13 protein-coding genes are annotated in these 16,407 nt (G+C 50.2%); 10 read left to right on the forward strand and 3 right to left on the reverse strand.

Translation table 11 applies throughout. The features are described 5' to 3' along the window. Positions 1–167: 167 nt before the first annotated feature. Positions 168–2,447 carry a class 1a ribonucleoside-diphosphate reductase subunit alpha gene (nrdA, locus tag KCG54_RS05175; protein ID WP_254324858.1) on the reverse strand — a complete coding sequence of 760 codons (2,280 nt, stop codon included), beginning with the start codon at positions 2,445–2,447 and terminating at the stop codon, positions 168–170. A gap of 399 nt (positions 2,448–2,846) precedes the next feature. Here nrdA and KCG54_RS05180 point away from each other — a divergent pair, with 399 nt between their 5' ends. Next, the gene (locus tag KCG54_RS05180) at positions 2,847–3,179 is read left to right on the forward strand and encodes a stress response protein (RefSeq protein ID WP_254324859.1); all 333 of its coding nucleotides are present in this window, start codon (positions 2,847–2,849) and stop codon (positions 3,177–3,179) included. A gap of 51 nt (positions 3,180–3,230) precedes the next feature. Here the strand turns inward: KCG54_RS05180 and KCG54_RS05185 are convergent, their stop codons facing one another. Both KCG54_RS05185 and KCG54_RS05190 read right to left on the reverse strand, forming a co-directional pair. Further along, positions 3,231–3,965, reverse strand: coding sequence for an epoxyqueuosine reductase QueH (locus KCG54_RS05185; RefSeq protein WP_254324860.1), 735 nt, complete (start codon positions 3,963–3,965; stop codon positions 3,231–3,233). 99 nt (positions 3,966–4,064) lie between these two features. After that, on the reverse strand, positions 4,065–5,522 hold the full coding sequence (locus KCG54_RS05190; protein ID WP_254324861.1) for a patatin-like phospholipase family protein: 1,458 nt from the start codon (positions 5,520–5,522) through the stop codon (positions 4,065–4,067). A 140-nt stretch (positions 5,523–5,662) separates the two neighbouring features. Here KCG54_RS05190 and recO point away from each other — a divergent pair, with 140 nt between their 5' ends. The 9 genes from recO to prpF all read left to right on the forward strand — a co-directional run bounded on the left by recO (position 5,663) and on the right by prpF (position 16,227). Then, positions 5,663–6,406 carry a DNA repair protein RecO gene (gene recO / locus KCG54_RS05195; RefSeq protein WP_254324862.1) on the forward strand — a complete coding sequence of 248 codons (744 nt, stop codon included), beginning with the start codon at positions 5,663–5,665 and terminating at the stop codon, positions 6,404–6,406. Positions 6,407–6,475: 69 nt separating this feature from the next. Next, positions 6,476–7,204 (forward strand): pyridoxine 5'-phosphate synthase, encoded by a 729-nt coding sequence (pdxJ, locus tag KCG54_RS05200; protein WP_070649721.1) that lies wholly within the window; start codon positions 6,476–6,478, stop codon positions 7,202–7,204. 88 nt (positions 7,205–7,292) lie between these two features. Next, the gene (gene acpS / locus KCG54_RS05205) at positions 7,293–7,670 is read left to right on the forward strand and encodes a holo-ACP synthase (protein WP_003686416.1); all 378 of its coding nucleotides are present in this window, start codon (positions 7,293–7,295) and stop codon (positions 7,668–7,670) included. A gap of 154 nt (positions 7,671–7,824) precedes the next feature. After that, on the forward strand, positions 7,825–8,628 hold the full coding sequence (locus KCG54_RS05210) for an NUDIX domain-containing protein (protein WP_254324988.1): 804 nt from the start codon (positions 7,825–7,827) through the stop codon (positions 8,626–8,628). Position 8,629: 1 nt separating this feature from the next. After that, positions 8,630–9,052, forward strand: coding sequence for a hypothetical protein (locus KCG54_RS05215; RefSeq protein WP_254324863.1), 423 nt, complete (start codon positions 8,630–8,632; stop codon positions 9,050–9,052). 764 nt (positions 9,053–9,816) lie between these two features. After that, positions 9,817–10,692, forward strand: coding sequence for a methylisocitrate lyase (prpB, locus tag KCG54_RS05220; RefSeq protein WP_036490908.1), 876 nt, complete (start codon positions 9,817–9,819; stop codon positions 10,690–10,692). An 85-nt stretch (positions 10,693–10,777) separates the two neighbouring features. After that, on the forward strand, positions 10,778–11,932 hold the full coding sequence (gene prpC / locus KCG54_RS05225) for a bifunctional 2-methylcitrate synthase/citrate synthase (protein WP_003746647.1): 1,155 nt from the start codon (positions 10,778–10,780) through the stop codon (positions 11,930–11,932). Between the two features lie 401 nt (positions 11,933–12,333). Beyond that, the gene (gene acnD, locus KCG54_RS05230) at positions 12,334–14,940 is read left to right on the forward strand and encodes a Fe/S-dependent 2-methylisocitrate dehydratase AcnD (RefSeq protein ID WP_254324864.1); all 2,607 of its coding nucleotides are present in this window, start codon (positions 12,334–12,336) and stop codon (positions 14,938–14,940) included. Positions 14,941–15,057: 117 nt separating this feature from the next. Then, positions 15,058–16,227 carry a 2-methylaconitate cis-trans isomerase PrpF gene (prpF, locus tag KCG54_RS05235; RefSeq protein WP_254324865.1) on the forward strand — a complete coding sequence of 390 codons (1,170 nt, stop codon included), beginning with the start codon at positions 15,058–15,060 and terminating at the stop codon, positions 16,225–16,227. The last annotated feature ends 180 nt before the right edge of the window (positions 16,228–16,407 follow it).

Raw genomic sequence — 16,407 nt, forward strand, 5'->3', positions numbered from 1 at the left:
ATACATAAAATTTATATTCAGCTAAGAATGACCAAATGGCATCCATATTTTTCCTTTTCTGGAAAATAACAACTTAGCTTCATATAGTAGTAGGTTTTAATTTAAGAAAATCCTTAAAGCCTTCTACTATCTAGAAGCCTTGGATATATTTCAAAAATCAGCCTGTTTTAAATCTTACAAGCCCCGCCCGAACAGCCGTCATCTTGAATATCGGTCTGCGTATCGTCTGCGCCATCGCGGGTGTTGTGGTAGTACAGGGTTTTGACGCCGTATTTATAGGCGGTCAGCAGGTCTTTGAGCATTTGTTTCATGGAAACTTTGCTGCCTTCAAATTTGTTCGGGTCGTAGGCGGTATTGGCGGAAATCGATTGATCGACGAATTTTTGCATTACGCCGACGAGTTTCAGGTAGCCTTCGTTGCCGGGAAGCTGCCACAGGGTTTCGTAGGCATCTTTCAGGGTTTCAAATTCCGGTACGACTTGTTTCAAAATACCGTCTTTTGATGCTTTGACCGTTACCAATCCGCGTGGCGGCTCGATGCCGTTGGTGGCGTTGGCAATTTGCGAACTGGTTTCAGACGGCATGAGTGCGGTCAGGGTAGAGTTGCGCAGGCCGTATTTGACGATGTCGGCGCGCAGGCTTTCCCAGTCGTAGTGCAAAGGCTCGCTGCACACGGCATCCAAGTCTTTTTTGTAGGTATCGATAGGCAGTTTGCCTTGCGAATAAACGGTTTGGTTGAACAGCGGGCATGCGCCGTATTCTTTGGCAAGGTTTACCGATGCTTTGAGCAGGTAATACTGCATGGCTTCAAAGGTGCGGTGGGTCAGGCCGAGGGCGGAGTCGTCGCTGTAACGTACGCCGTTTTTTGCCAGATAGTAGGCGTAGTTGATGACGCCGATGCCGAGTGTGCGGCGGTTCATGGTCGCGGTGCGTGCTGCAGCAACCGGATAGTCTTGATAATCCAGCAGGGCATCAAGTGCGCGTACGGTCAAATCGGCAAGCTCTTCCAGTTCGTCCAAGTTGTTCAATGCGCCCAAGTTGAAGGCGGATAAGGTACACAAGGCGATTTCGCCGTTCGGGTCGTTGATGTTGTCCAAAGGTTTGGTCGGCAGGGCGATTTCCATGCACAAGTTGGACTGGTGCACGGGCGCAACGCGTGGATCAAAGGGGCTGTGCGTGTTGCAGTGGTCAACGTTTTGGATGTAGATACGACCGGTACCGGCACGTTCCTGCATCAGGGTGGAGAACAATTCTGTTGCCGGTAAAGTGCGTTTGCGGATGTTTGGATCTTGCTCGTATTGAGTGTAGAGGCGCTCGAATTCGTCTTGGTCGGCGAAGAAGGCATCATATAAACCTGGAACTTCATTCGGCGAGAACAGGGTAATGTTGCCGCCTTTGATCAAGCGGGTGTACAGCAGGCGGTTGATTTGTACGCCGTAGTCCAGTTGGCGGATACGGTTGTCTTCTACGCCGCGGTTGTTTTTCAATACCAACAGGCTTTCGGCTTCGATGTGCCACAATGGGTAGAACAAGGTTGCCGCGCCGCCGCGTACGCCGCCTTGCGAGCAGGATTTAACGGCCGCTTGGAACATTTTGAAGAATGGGATACAGCCGGTGTGTTGCGCTTCGCCGCCACGGATTTCGCTGCCCAAGCCGCGGATACGGCCGGCGTTGATGCCGATGCCTGCTCGTTGGGAAACGTATTTTACAATCGCGCTGGTGGTGGCGTTGATGGAGTCGAGGCTGTCGTCGCATTCAATCAACACGCAGCTTGAGAATTGACGGGTAGGCGTACGCACGCCGCTCATGATAGGCGTAGGCAGCGATACTTTGAATGTGGAAACGGCGTCGTAAAAGCGTTTGACGTAATCCAAACGGGTCTCTTTCGGATATTTGCTGAAGAGACACATGGCCACCAAAATGTATAAAAACTGCGGCGTTTCATAAATTTGGCGGGTAACGCGGTTTTGAACCAGATATTTGCCTTCCAGCTGTTTTACGGCAGCATAAGAGAAGGTCATATCGCGGCTGTGGTCGATATAGGCATTCAGCTCGTCGAATTCTTCGCGGCTGTAATCTGCGATGATGTGGCGGTCGTATTTACCTGCTTCGGTCAGTTTTTTAACGTGACCGTAGAGGTGAGGCGGCTCGAATTCGCCATAAGCAATTTTGCGCAGATGGAAAATGGCGAGGCGTGCAGCCAGATATTGATAATCGGGCGTATCTTGTGAGATCAGGTCGGCCGCGGCCTTGATGATGGTCTCATGGATATCGTCGGTACGGATACCGTTGTAAAACTGAATATGTGATTTGAGCTCGACTTGCGATACGGAGACGTTTTGTAAGCCTTCTGCCGCCCAAGTAACAACACGGTGGATTTTGTCTAAATCGATATTTTCCAAGCGTCCGTCGCGTTTGGTTACTTTAATATTCGTTGCTGCATTCATTGTTCAGTCTTCCCATTAAAAAACACAAGATACGGTATGTGATTGCTTTGAACGGCACAATATAATGTATTTTTCTTTGTTTAACTAGACTTGACAATGCGCTTTTTTCGGGGGCTGATTAAGGAGAGGGAGGGCTCAGACTAGGATTCATGTGGCTTTGTGGAGATTTGATATTTTTTTGCATTTGCATCACATTTGGTCAGACATTGGCTAGAGGCTTATAAATAAAGAAATTTATATTCGGCTTCTGTATGCATAGAGTGTGTGTTAAATTTTGCAAAGCAAGAAGGATAGCGCTGTAATTGCTTACACTCATTTATCAACACATTGGGCAGTTTGTCGAGGTATCAGGCGAGGCATATAATGGAAGAACTATCCAACCTAAACTGGGAGCGAATCATGTTGACACTGAAAACTTTAGGTTCCGCACTGGCGGCGGTTGCCGTATTGAGCTTGGGTGCTTATTCTGCCGAAGCGGCGGCCAAACCGCATGGCCATCAAGCGAGCAAACACCAGTATGCGAAGAAAAACAAATTGCATCCTGCTTGTAAAAGATACCTTGAGCGCCGTGCAGCTTGGTATCGCTACAAAGGCAACAAGGCCGAGTTGAGGGAAAACCGAAAAGCGGCAAAAGCGTTCCGCGGTTTGCCTTATGCCGAGCAAAAAATCCAATGCCAAGCCGCTTATCAGGCATTTGATGATTTTGATCACGGCAAATTCCGCCGCCGTTAATCGTCTGATTTAAACAAAGGCCGTCTGAATGTTTCAGACGGCCTTTGATATTTATTTCTCAACAATGATTTTGTTTTCGGCTTGAGGCTCGTATTGGGTGGATTCATCACCGTAATACAATACGCCCAGCTTGATGGGGATGCGGCCTTGCGATTTGCGGTGGGCATTGGAGTCACGCAGGGAGTAGGCGCAACCGCAGTATTCTTGTTGGTAGAAATGCTCGCGCTTACTGATTTCAATCATGCGTGCGCTGCCGCCGCCTTTGCGCCAGTTGAAATCCCAATAAACCAAGTCATCGTATGGCTCGGCAGCACGATGGCCGCAGCCGTTGATCTGTTTCATGTCTTTCCAGCGTGAAATGCCCAGTGAGCTGGTGAAAACGTGGAAGCCGTTTTCATGGGCGTATTGCGCCGCTTTTTCAAAACGCATGTCGAAACACATGGTGCAGCGGATACCGCGTTCGGGTTCAAATTCCATGCCTTTGGCTTTGGCGAACCATTCTTTACGGTCGTTTTCGTAGTCATCGTCTTTATCGATAAAAGGGATGCCGAATTTGTCCGCAAAGCGCATATTTTCTTCTTTGCGCAACATATATTCTTTGTGCGGATGGATATTGGGGTTGTAAAAATAAATGGTGTAGTCAATGCCGCTGGCAAGCATGGCTTCCATCACTTCGCCGGAACATGGGGCGCAGCAGGAATGCAGCAGGACTTTTTTATAGCCGCCGGGCGGAACGAGAATAGGGCGGTCAATATCGGTAACGATAGGTGTGATTTTTTCGGTCATGGTTGTATTCTGTTTTTGATATTTTTTTCAGACGGCCTTTATCTCTGAGGCCGTCTGAAGGGGTTGAAATCTATTTGTCTATTTTAACAGAGCAATACTTTATGGGACAGATTGTTTCTGTGTTTCTTTTTCGTTTAACAGTTTGAAATCTTTAGCGTCTGGTGGCGGTTCGGCAAAGATGGCGTCGGGATTGTGGTGCGCTGCAAATTCTGTCAGCAGGTTGCGGTAGTCCAACGATTGTTTCATCAGTTCGGCAGCGGCGGTGCGCAGATTGTCCACGTCTTCCGGTGGCAGATAGAAACTGGTCGGGATATTCAATACCTTGTCCCTCAGCTGGGATGGCGGAAGGTCTTTGAGATTCAGGCTGACGAAAGAGAAATAGATGTTTTCATTCTGTTTGTCTTTATTCCACTGATCGACGAAGGCACGGAAACGGCGCAGGGATTCTTGCGAGTTTTGGTCGATGGGAATATTGACGATAGAGGAGACGACGTCGCGGAAACCGGGAACGGCCGCGGTTTTGTCCAAATTGCTGCTGACTTGGTTTTGCGCATTGACGTTGATGACGACGATATGGCGGATGTTGTTTTGCAGGATTTTGTTTGTCAGGATTTTTTCCGGGTACATTTCCGTCATATCCAAAAGGCTGCGCATACCCAGATTGTCGGTCAGGCCGCCGTCTATCAGGTGGATGTAGGGTCGGTTTTTCCCGTCTGCGTATTTTTGGAAGCGCTCGTAAAATTCTTTTATGGTGCGGCTTTGTTGTCTGCCTGTTTCGCTGTCGTCTACATCTTCGATTTTGATCGGTGGCGTGTAGCTGCAGCGTCCGCCGTTGTTGTTTAGGGTGATCGGTGCAAATACCATAGGCACGGAGCTTGAAGCTGCGACGGCACGGGCAAGTCGCAAGTCGCCCAAGTCGATACACATCGGGTCGAAATATTCCTGTGTGAAATTGAAACGCTCGCCTATGCCCATATCGGTGGCGGAAATGATGGCAAACGGGCCTTTGGCATTTTTCTCCAAATCGCGGAAAGTGGTTTTGCCGAAAAGGTAGTTTTCAAACTGCTCCTGTAACAGATCGCCGCGTCCGTATTCAGGCGAGGCCAGTCGGGGCAGGTTGGACATGGAAAATGCCTGTTTGACGACTTGGCGTTGGAAGTTTTGGTGTAGGAAACGTTTATAAAACAAGGGAATGGTCTCTTCGCCCTTGAGTGCAAAATAAGCTGCCAAAACCGAGCCGCCGGATACGCCGACTACCACATCGACATTCGACATCAAAGATTGTTTTTTGCCGCCAATGGTAATCTGTTGCTTATGAAGTTGCTCCAACACACCATAACCCAAAGCCGCCGCGCGTGTACCGCCACCGGAGAACATCAACACAATAAGCGTATCGTCTTCGTCGTTGCGCTGAAGCCGGCTGGTTTCAAAGCGGTAGCCACGTTGCAGGTCGACCGTATCAATACCGGCGACAGGCTGATATTTCACCAGCGAGCAGGCGGATAATAGGGCTGCGGAGAGCAGGGAAATGGCGGATTTAAAAGGAAATTTTGGCATAAACACAGGAAAGTCGGTTGTTCATTCAAAATGGATTATAAAGGTTTTCAGACGGCCTTTATAGAAGGCAGATTTGCAGACGGCCTTTTTGCATCGATTTTCCGTTATAATCGACATACTCTTTATCTTTCCAAACCCTTATGGCGCAACCAAACCGCATCAACCACGAACCTATCTTTCTGCTTGCTTCCGCCCCTTGGCGCGAGAGCAGCTTGTGGGTGGAGGCTTTCAGCCGCTGTTATGGGCGGGTGGCTTTGTTGGCCAGAAGTGCGCGTAAACGACAGAGCGAATTGCGCGGCGTATTGGTGCCGTTTGTACCGGTGAGCGCGTCTTGGTATGGCTTGCAAGAATTGAAGACCCTGCATCGCGCCGAATGGATAGGCGGTTGGCCGCAGCCGCAGGGCAGGGCTTTGTTCAGCGGATTGTATGTGAACGAGTTGATGCTGAAGTTGACCGTCCGTGAAGACCCGTTGCCCGAGCTTTACGATGTGTTGGCGGAAACCATGAAAACTATCTGTTGCGAGGCCAACCACATTGCCGCTTTGCGCCGTTTTGAATGGTCTCTGCTGACACGCTTGGGCTTTGCCCCCGATTTGTTCCATGATGGCAACGGCAATGAAATCAATGGCGAAGAAACGTATTGGCTTACGCCGGAAGAGGCTGTGGTACCCCTGGCCGAGGACGACCGCTTTCACGCGATCAATAAAGGCGTTGCCGTATTGGGCGAGACGTTAATTGATTTGAGGGAAGGCAGTTTCGTTCATCAGGAAAGTCTGGGGCAGGCCTTGAAAGTGACGCGGCTTTTAATTGACAACCTTCTGCCCGAGGGCATCAAGTCTCGGCAGGTTTTGCAGCAGTTACAGCAGTTTGGCTTGGGCAGTTGAATTTTTTTCAGACGGCCTTTGATATGAGAAGGTTCAGGCCGTCTGAAACCTTAAAGAAAGGACATTATTATGTTGTTAGGCGTAAACATCGACCATATTGCCACCGTCCGCAATGCGCGCGGTACGATTTATCCCAGCCCTGTCGAAGCAGCGCTGATTGCGGAAACCCACGGTGCAGATTTGATTACCATGCACTTGCGTGAAGACCGCCGCCATATTAAAGATGAGGACGTGTTCGCCGTTAAAAACGCCATCCGCACGCGCCTGAATTTGGAAATGGCGCTGACGGAAGAAATGCTGGAAAACGCGCTCAACGTCATGCCGGAAGATGTGTGCATCGTGCCTGAAAAACGTCAAGAAGTAACCACCGAAGGCGGTTTGGACGTATTGGCGCAACAGGATAAAGTAGCCGAGTTCACCAAAATCTTGACCGACGCAGGCATCCGCGTGTCCTTGTTTATCGATGCCGACAACGCGCAAATCCAAGCCGCTTATGATGTCGGCGCGCCCGTTATCGAGTTGCACACCGGTGCATATGCCGATGCGCACAGCCATGCCGAACAAATGAAACAATTCGAGCGCATTCAAAACGGCGCGCATTACGCCAGCGATTTGGGTTTGGTCGTTAACGCCGGACACGGCCTGACCATTCACAACGTTACGCCGATTGCTCAAATTCTGGCCATCCGTGAGTTGAACATTGGCCATTCGCTGATTTCCCAAGCACTCTTCCTCGGCTTGCCAGAAGCTGTCCGCCAAATGAAGGAAATCATGTTCAGAGCCAGAATGCTGCCTTAACGGCATCAGTCATACCGACTAAGGCAATTGGCTTTGGCCGGTATCCACACTTTCAGACGGCCTGACTATTTAAACAAGGAGCAGACCCATGATTTACGGAATTGGTACAGACATTGTTTCCCTCAAACGCATTATCCGCCTGAACAAAAAATTCGGACTGGCATTTGCGCAACGCATTCTCAGCCCAGAAGAGCTGTTGGAGTTTCCGCAGGCAGGCAAACCGGTCAACTATCTTGCCAAACGCTTTGCCGCCAAAGAGGCTTTTGCCAAAGCCGTCGGGACGGGCATACGCGGCGTGGTGTCTTTCCGCAATATCGGTGTCGGGCATGATGCACTGGGCAAACCTGAATTGTTTTTTGCACCGGCTTTGACTAAATGGCTGGAGGAACAGGGTATCCGAAGCTGCCATCTCAGTATGAGCGATGAAGAAGATACCGTCATGGCTTTTGTCATTGCGGAAAAATAAGGCCGGATTTAAGTATTCTGAAATAAAGCATCTTTTTCAGACGGCCTGAAGGGTTTGGTATTTATTGAAGGTCGGGCGTATAAGCCCGACATCGTTTTTTTTACGCATAAATCGGCAGGTGTCGCCGCCTGCCGCATATAAGAATAATCTCATGATGACTGAAGACACACGTCCATTGGTGCAAGTGGTTGCCGGAATTTTGCTCGACAAAAACGGCCGCTACCTGCTCAGTTCCCGTCCAGAGGGAAAGCCGTATGCCGGCTATTGGGAATTTGCCGGAGGCAAGGTTGAGGCAGGCGAAAGCAATTTTCAAGCCTTACAACGCGAGTTTGAAGAAGAACTCGGCATCCGTATCCTCGCCGCTACGCCGTGGCTGACCAAAGTCCATTCCTACGAACACGCACATGTACGCCTGCATTTTTTATGGGTGGAAGCCGACCAATGGACGGGCGAAATCCAATCGAGGGAAGGGCAGAAATGGGCATGGCAAAAGGCAGGGGATTTTACCGTTGCGCCGATGCTGCCAGCCAATAGCGCATTGTTACGCTCCCTATCCATTCCGCGCCAGTTTCAAGGCCGTCTGAAAATTGGCTTGAGCGGTCAAAACAGCATGGGCGAATATCATGTTGTGCCGTATATGTCGGCTCAGCATCAAACCGCATCTGCCGTATTGTTGGAATTTGCCGATTGGCAGCAAGGCAAGCCGATAGAAGCATCCAGCGTGTGGCCAATCATTGAAAATGCCGAACAATGGCGGCGGGTGCAAAATGCAGATGCTGTCGTATGGAAAGTAGCGAATGAAGCGGCTGCCGGGCAAGTTATGGATATTTTGGCACAAGGCGTGGCGATGCCGCTGATTGTGGCAGCTCTGGAAAGTATGGTTTCCATTTATCGCGAACAGTGGCAGAGCATAGGTGTGCATGCCGTTTTGACCGATAATGACATTGAGGCCGTTTGAAATGAGTAAAAATCAAAAACTACTGATTGCCGCTGTTTTACTGATTGTGTTTGCAGCAGCCAAACTGCTGCTCTTGGATTGGTGGCAGAAGCAACAGTCAAAAGCTAATGTAGTCGAATGTAGTCTAACACAAGGCTGCGTCCTGCCTGACGGTTCAAAAGTGCGTGCGACCTCCATCAATACACACGAGCCTTTCGATATTGTAGTGGAAAATGTCCCGAAGAATACGGGCACTGTCAGTATCAGTTTCAGTATGAAAAACATGGATATGGGCTTCAACCGCTACAACCTGACGCAACAATCGTCGCAAAGTTGGCAGGTTGCGCAAATCCGCTTGCCGTTTTGCGTCGAAGGCCGCCATGATTACACTGCCGACATTACCATTGGCAAGCAGACTTTTCAGACGGCATTTAGTGCAGAGTAGTCATCATGCAAAGGCCGTCTGAAAATTTAAAGGCAAAAATTTTAATTTTTTCAGACGGTATATTTAAAAGTTCCTTATAAATGAATCAATTATAAATTATTTTTAGATAGATTGTTTACAATCATTCTAACTATCTGCCAAAAGAATAAAACGGACAGAAGCTAGGCTACATAAGGATTTGATGTGGTACAGCCTGTCCGTTTTTTACATTTGTTGTGAAAAAATCGTTTATTAATAACTGAATTTTTTATAATTTTTTTGAAAAAAGTGTTTGACAAGACCGGTTTTATTTTTTAAATTTGTTTCCATAAATAAAAACTACATCGCACTACAAAGGAACATCATCATGAATCTGTATCAAACCACTCTCTCTTGTTATAGATTTTCTCCTATCTCTGCCGCTCCCGTCGTCGCCAGTTTATTGGCAGTCCCGACGGTCTGAAGGCTCTCGACCCGAATCCAGTTTCCGCATTCCTTCAAACGCTTCGGGTTTTTAAATATCTGTATCTCCAATCGAATTCATATTCTGATTAATAAAAATTAAAAAACGTACGCCTCCGCTTCAGCCTTATTGTATTTATTAGTTTTGATAACTATTTGTATTTATTGATTTTAAATTTTCAGATAGTTGATGATTGAAATCTTACAGGCCGTCTGAAAACAGTTTTTAGAACGATTGTTTCTTTTTAAACGGTTCATTTCAAGTTGTGAAAAAACCGAGCCGTCCGATTAATACTGAAAAAAGTCTATAAAGGAGAAATATGATGAGCCAACACTCTGCCGGAGCGCGTTTCCGTCAAGCCGTAAAAGAATCGAATCCTCTTGCCGTCGTCGGTTGCGTCAATGCTTATTTTGCGCGATTGGCCACCCAAAGCGGTTTCAAGGCGATTTATCTGTCCGGCGGCGGCGTAGCAGCCTGCTCTTGCGGTATCCCTGATTTGGGCATCACCACAATGGAAGATGTGCTGATCGACGCGCGGCGGATTACGGACAATGTGGATACGCCTTTGCTGGTGGACATTGATGTGGGTTGGGGCGGAGCGTTCAATATCGCTCGTACGATTCGCAACTTTGAACGCGCCGGTGTTGCAGCGGTTCACATTGAAGATCAGGTAGCGCAAAAACGCTGCGGCCACCGTCCGAACAAAGCCATTGTCTCTAAAGATGAAATGGTTGACCGTATCAAAGCTGCCGTCGATGCGCGCGTTGATGAGAACTTTGTAATTATGGCGCGTACCGATGCGCTGGCGGTAGAAGGTTTGGATGCTGCTATCGAACGCGCTCAGGCTTGTGTCGAAGCCGGTGCAGACATGATTTTCCCTGAAGCCATGACCGATTTGAACATGTACCGCCAATTTGCGGACGCGGTGAAAGTCCCTGTGTTGGCGAACATTACCGAATTTGGTGCAACGCCGCTTTATACCCAAAGCGAGCTGGCTGAAAACGGCGTATCGCTGGTGTTGTATCCGCTGTCATCGTTCCGCGCCGCAAGCAAAGCCGCACTGAATGTTTATGAAGCGATTATGCGCGACGGCACGCAGGCGGCGGTGGTTGACAGTATGCAAACCCGTGCCGAGCTGTACGAGCATCTGAACTATCACGCCTTCGAGCAAAAACTGGATAAATTGTTTCAAAAATGATTTACCGCTTTCAGACGGCCTTTCAGCAAATCCGCATTGGCCGTCTGAAAAAATAAAACCCATAAAAATACAAAGGAGAAATACCATGACTGCAACTACGCAAACCCCGACTTTCAAACCTAAAAAATCCGTTGCGCTTTCCGGCGTTGCGGCCGGTAATACCGAATTGTGTACCGTTGGCCGTACCGGCAATGATTTGAGCTATCGCGGTTACGACATTCTGGATTTGGCACAAAAATGCGAGTTTGAAGAAGTCGCCCACCTGCTGATTCACGGCCATCTGCCCAACAAATTCGAGCTGGCCGCTTATAAAGCCAAACTCAAATCCATGCGCGGTCTGCCTATCCGTGTGATTAAAGTGTTGGAAAGCCTGCCTGCACATACCCATCCGATGGACGTGATGCGTACCGGTGTATCCATGCTGGGCTGCGTTCATCCTGAACGTGAAAGCCATCCGGAAAGTGAAGCGCGCGACATCGCCGACAAACTGATCGCCAGCCTCGGCAGCATCCTGCTGTACTGGTATCAATATTCGCACAACGGCAAACGCATTGAAGTTGAAAGCGACGAAGAGACCATCGGCGGTCATTTCCTGCACCTGTTGCACGGCAAACGCCCAAGCGAATCACACATCAAAGCCATGCACGTTTCACTGATTCTGTATGCCGAACACGAGTTCAACGCTTCTACCTTTACCGCCCGCGTGATTGCCGGTACAGGCTCTGATATGTACTCCAGCATTACCGGTGCAATTGGCGCGTTGAAAGGCCCGAAACACGGCGGCGCGAACGAAGTGGCTTACGATATTCAAAAACGCTACCGCAATGCCGACGAAGCCGAAGCAGACATCCGCGAACGCATCGGCCGCAAAGAAATCGTGATCGGTTTCGGTCATCCGGTGTACACCATCTCCGACCCTCGCAATGTTGTCATTAAAGAAGTGGCACGCGGTTTGAGCAAAGAAACCGGCGATATGCGCCTCTTTGACATTGCCGAACGCTTGGAAAGCGTGATGTGGGAAGAGAAAAAAATGTTCCCGAATCTGGACTGGTTCTCCGCCGTTTCCTACCAAAAATTGGGCGTACCGACCGCTATGTTCACACCGCTGTTCGTGATTTCCCGTACAACCGGTTGGAGCGCACACGTTCTCGAGCAACGCAAAGACGGCAAAATCATCCGTCCGAGCGCAAACTACACAGGCCCTGAAGATTTGGCATTCGTGGAGATTGAAAACCGCTGATACACATCACAGCAGGGTGGGCCGCCAGCCCGCCCCATCTCGAAATGCCGTTTGAAAACAATGAATAAATGATGTTTTCGTTTTTCGACGGCCTAGTGCAGTATGCGAGAGAGAGAGCCGGCCGTTTGGAAAACATGCTGCTCTGCTGTCGTCATTCCCATACAGGCAGAAATTCAAAAGTTGAAATGTTCTGCTGTAAAGAGTGCTGAAAGATTTAAGTTTGGATTTCCGTCTATACGGGAATGATGGTAGCGGAGCAGCAATTTTTTTTCATACCGCAAATAGATTTCAGACAACAAACAATAAAACAGAATTTATGGTTTCAGACGGCCTTAAGGTCCGAATCAACAGGCCGTCTGAAACCCAAAACCAAAAAAAGAATAGATTTTAGGAGAACCGACATGACTGCCAACCAACGCTACCGCAAAGCTTTGCCCGGTACGGATTTGGAATATTATGACGCGCGTCAGGCGTGTGAAGACATCAAACCAGGCTCTTACGACAAGCTGCCTTATACAAGCCGCATCTTGGCTGAGAACTTGGTCAACCGCGCAGACAAAGTCGACCTGCCTACGCTGCAAAGCTGGCTAGGTCAGCTGATTGAGGGAAAACAGGAAATCGACTTCCCTTGGTATCCCGCGCGCGTGGTGTGTCACGATATTCTGGGTCAGACAGCGTTGGTGGATTTGGCAGGCCTGCGCGATGCAATTGCCGAAAAAGGCGGCGATCCTGCCAAAGTGAATCCTGTGGTGCAAACCCAGCTTATCGTCGACCACTCTTTGGCCGTTGAATGCGGCGGCTACGATCCTGATGCTTTCCGCAAAAACCGCGAAATCGAAGATCGACGCAACGAAGACCGTTTCCACTTCATCAACTGGACAAAAACCGCATTTGAAAATGTGGACGTGATTCCAGCAGGCAACGGCATTATGCACCAAATCAACTTGGAAAAAATGTCGCCGGTTGTCCAAGTCAAAAACGGTGTGGCATTCCCTGATACCTGCGTCGGTACAGACTCACATACGCCGCACGTCGATTCACTGGGCGTGATTTCCGTAGGCGTGGGCGGTTTGGAAGCTGAAACTGTAATGTTGGGTCGCGCGTCCATGATGCGTCTGCCTGATATTGTCGGCGTTGAGCTGACCGGCAAACGTCAACCGGGTATTACTGCCACCGACATCGTGTTGGCACTGACCGAGTTCTTGCGTAAAGAGCGCGTGGTTGGCGCATTTGTCGAGTTTTTTGGCGAGGGCGCAAGAAGCCTGTCTATCGGCGACCGTGCCACCATTTCCAACATGACGCCGGAGTTCGGTGCGACTGCCGCGATGTTCGCTATTGATGAGCAAACCATTGATTATTTGAAATTGACCGGTCGCGACGACGCGCAGGTGAAATTGGTGGAAACCTACGCCAAAACCGCAGGCTTGTGGGCGGACGACCTGAAAACCGCCGTTTATCCGCGCGTGTTGAAATTTGATTTGAGCAGCGTAACGCGCAACATGGCAGGCCCGAGCAACCCGCACGCCCGTTTTGCGACCGCCGATTTGGCCAGCAAAGGCTTGGCTAAACCTTACGAAGAGCCTTCAGACGGCCAAATGCCAGACGGTGCAGTGATTATTGCCGCGATTACTTCGTGTACCAATACTTCCAATCCGCGCAACGTTGTCGCCGCCGCGCTGTTGGCACGCAATGCCAACCGTCTTGGCTTGCAACGCAAACCTTGGGTGAAATCTTCGTTTGCCCCAGGTTCAAAAGTAGCCGAAATCTATTTGAAAGAAGCAGGCCTGCTGCCTGAAATGGAAAAACTCGGCTTCGGTATCGTTGCCTTCGCATGTACCACCTGTAACGGCATGAGCGGCGCGCTGGATCCGAAAATCCAGAAAGAAATCATCGACCGTGATTTGTACGCTACCGCCGTATTGTCAGGCAACCGCAACTTCGACGGCCGTATCCATCCGTATGCGAAACAGGCTTTCCTCGCTTCGCCTCCGTTGGTCGTTGCCTACGCACTGGCAGGCAGCATCCGTTTCGATATTGAAAACGACGTACTCGGCGTTTCAGACGGCCGCGAAATCCGCCTGAAAGACATTTGGCCGACCGATGAAGAAATCGATGCCGTCGTTGCCGAATATGTGAAACCGCAACAATTCCGCGATGTGTATGTGCCAATGTTCGACACCGGCAAGGCGCAAAAAGCCCCGAGCCCGCTGTACGACTGGCGCCCGATGTCCACCTACATCCGCCGCCCGCCTTACTGGGAAGGCGCATTGGCAGGGGAACGTACATTAAGAGGTATGCGACCGCTGGCGATTTTGCCCGACAACATCACCACCGACCACATTTCACCGTCCAACGCGATTCTGGCGGCGAGTGCGGCGGGCGAATATCTGGCGAAAATGGGTTTGCCCGAAGAAGACTTCAATTCCTACGCCACCCACCGCGGCGACCACCTTACCGCCCAACGCGCTACCTTCGCCAATCCCAAATTATTTAACGAAATGGTAAAAAACGAAGACGGCAGCGTGCGCCAAGGTTCGCTGGCACGCGTTGAGCCCGAAGGCGAAACCATGCGCATGTGGGAAGCCATCGAAACCTATATGAACCGCAAACAGCCGCTTATCATCATCGCCGGCGCGGACTACGGTCAAGGTTCAAGCCGCGACTGGGCTGCAAAAGGCGTACGCCTCGCCGGAGTGGAAGCGATTGTTGCCGAAGGCTTCGAGCGCATCCACCGCACCAACCTCATCGGCATGGGTGTCTTGCCGTTGCAATTCAAACCCGGCACCAACCGCCACACCCTGCAACTGGACGGCACGGAAACCTACGACGTGGTCGGCAAACGCACACCACGCTGCGACCTGACCCTCGTGATTCACCGTAAAAATGGCGAAACCGTCGAAGTTCCGGTTACCTGCCGCCTCGATACCGCAGAAGAAGTGTTGGTATATGAAGCCGGTGGCGTATTGCAACGCTTCGCACAAGACTTCTTAGAAGGAAATGCAGCGTAAGGTAAATCGGGTATCGTCAAAATGCCCGGACTACGCTAAAAAAGGTTTTCAGACTGCCTCGAATGTTTGAGAGGCCGTCTGAAAAAACCATACTAGAAATACAAAGGAGAACCCGAAATGCCGCAAATTAAAATCCCGGCCGTTTACTACCGCGGCGGTACATCTAAAGGCATTTTCTTCAAACGCACCGATCTGCCGGCCGCGGCGCAGGAAGCAGGCGAGGCTCGCGACAAAATCTTCTTGCGCGTACTCGGCAGTCCCGACCCCTACGGCAAGCAGATAGACGGTTTGGGTAATGCCAGTTCGTCCACCAGCAAGGCCGTAATTTTGGACAAATCCGAACGCGCCGATCATGATGTCGATTACTTGTTCGGACAAGTTTCCATCGACAAACCTTTTGTCGATTGGAGCGGCAACTGCGGCAATCTGACCGCCGCCGTGGGCGCATTTGCTATCGAGCAAGGCTTGGTCGATAAATCCAAAATCCCTTCAGACGGCCTGTGTACCGTCAAAATCTGGCAGAAAAACATTGGCAAAACCATCATCGCCCATGTGCCGATGCAAAATGGTGCAGTTTTGGAAACAGGTGATTTTGAGTTGGACGGCGTTACGTTTCCGGCAGCCGAAGTACAAATCGAATTTCTTGATCCGGCCGACGGCGAAGGCAGTATGTTCCCAACCGGCAATTTGGTCGATGAAATTGATGTTCCGAATATAGGCCGTCTGAAAGCCACGCTTATCAATGCCGGCATTCCAACCATTTTCTTGAATGCCGCGGATCTGGGCTATACAGGCAAAGAGTTGCAAGACGATATCAACAACGATGCTGCGGCTCTGGAAAAATTTGAAACCATCCGCGCATATGGCGCACTGAAAATGGGCTTGATCAGCGATGTATCCGAAGCCGCCACCCGCGCCCATACTCCGAAAGTCGCTTTTGTCGCCCCCGCGGCCGATTACACCGCTTCAAGCGGCAAAACCGTCAAAGCGGCCGACATCGACTTGTTGGTACGCGCGCTGAGCATGGGTAAATTGCACCACGCCATGATGGGTACCGCTTCAGTTGCCATCGCTACCGCCGCCGCCGTGCCCGGTACGCTGGTCAACCTTGCAGCCGGAGGCGGAGCGCGTAAAGAAGTCCGTTTCGGTCATCCTTCAGGCACACTGCGTGTCGGTGCCGCCGCCGAATGTCAGGACGGACAATGGACGGCTACCAAAGCGGTTATGAGCCGTAGCGCACGCGTGATTATGGAAGGACAAGTCCGAGTGCCGGAAGATTGCTTTTAAGTTTTCAGACGGCCGCAGCCTTAAACAAGGCCGTCTGAAAACCAAATAAGCGGATTTTAGTCAGGTAGCGATACTTGCAATGGAGATTAGGGTTGGGCATCAAGCCTGACTAAACACCAAATCAAAGGCAATCTGAAAAACTCTCAAATATTCTTGCTCTTTTCAGACGGCCTGAAGTCA

Origin of the sequence: Neisseria subflava (genome assembly GCF_024205705.1) — a bacterium.
Taxonomy (GTDB): domain Bacteria; phylum Pseudomonadota; class Gammaproteobacteria; order Burkholderiales; family Neisseriaceae; genus Neisseria; species Neisseria subflava_D.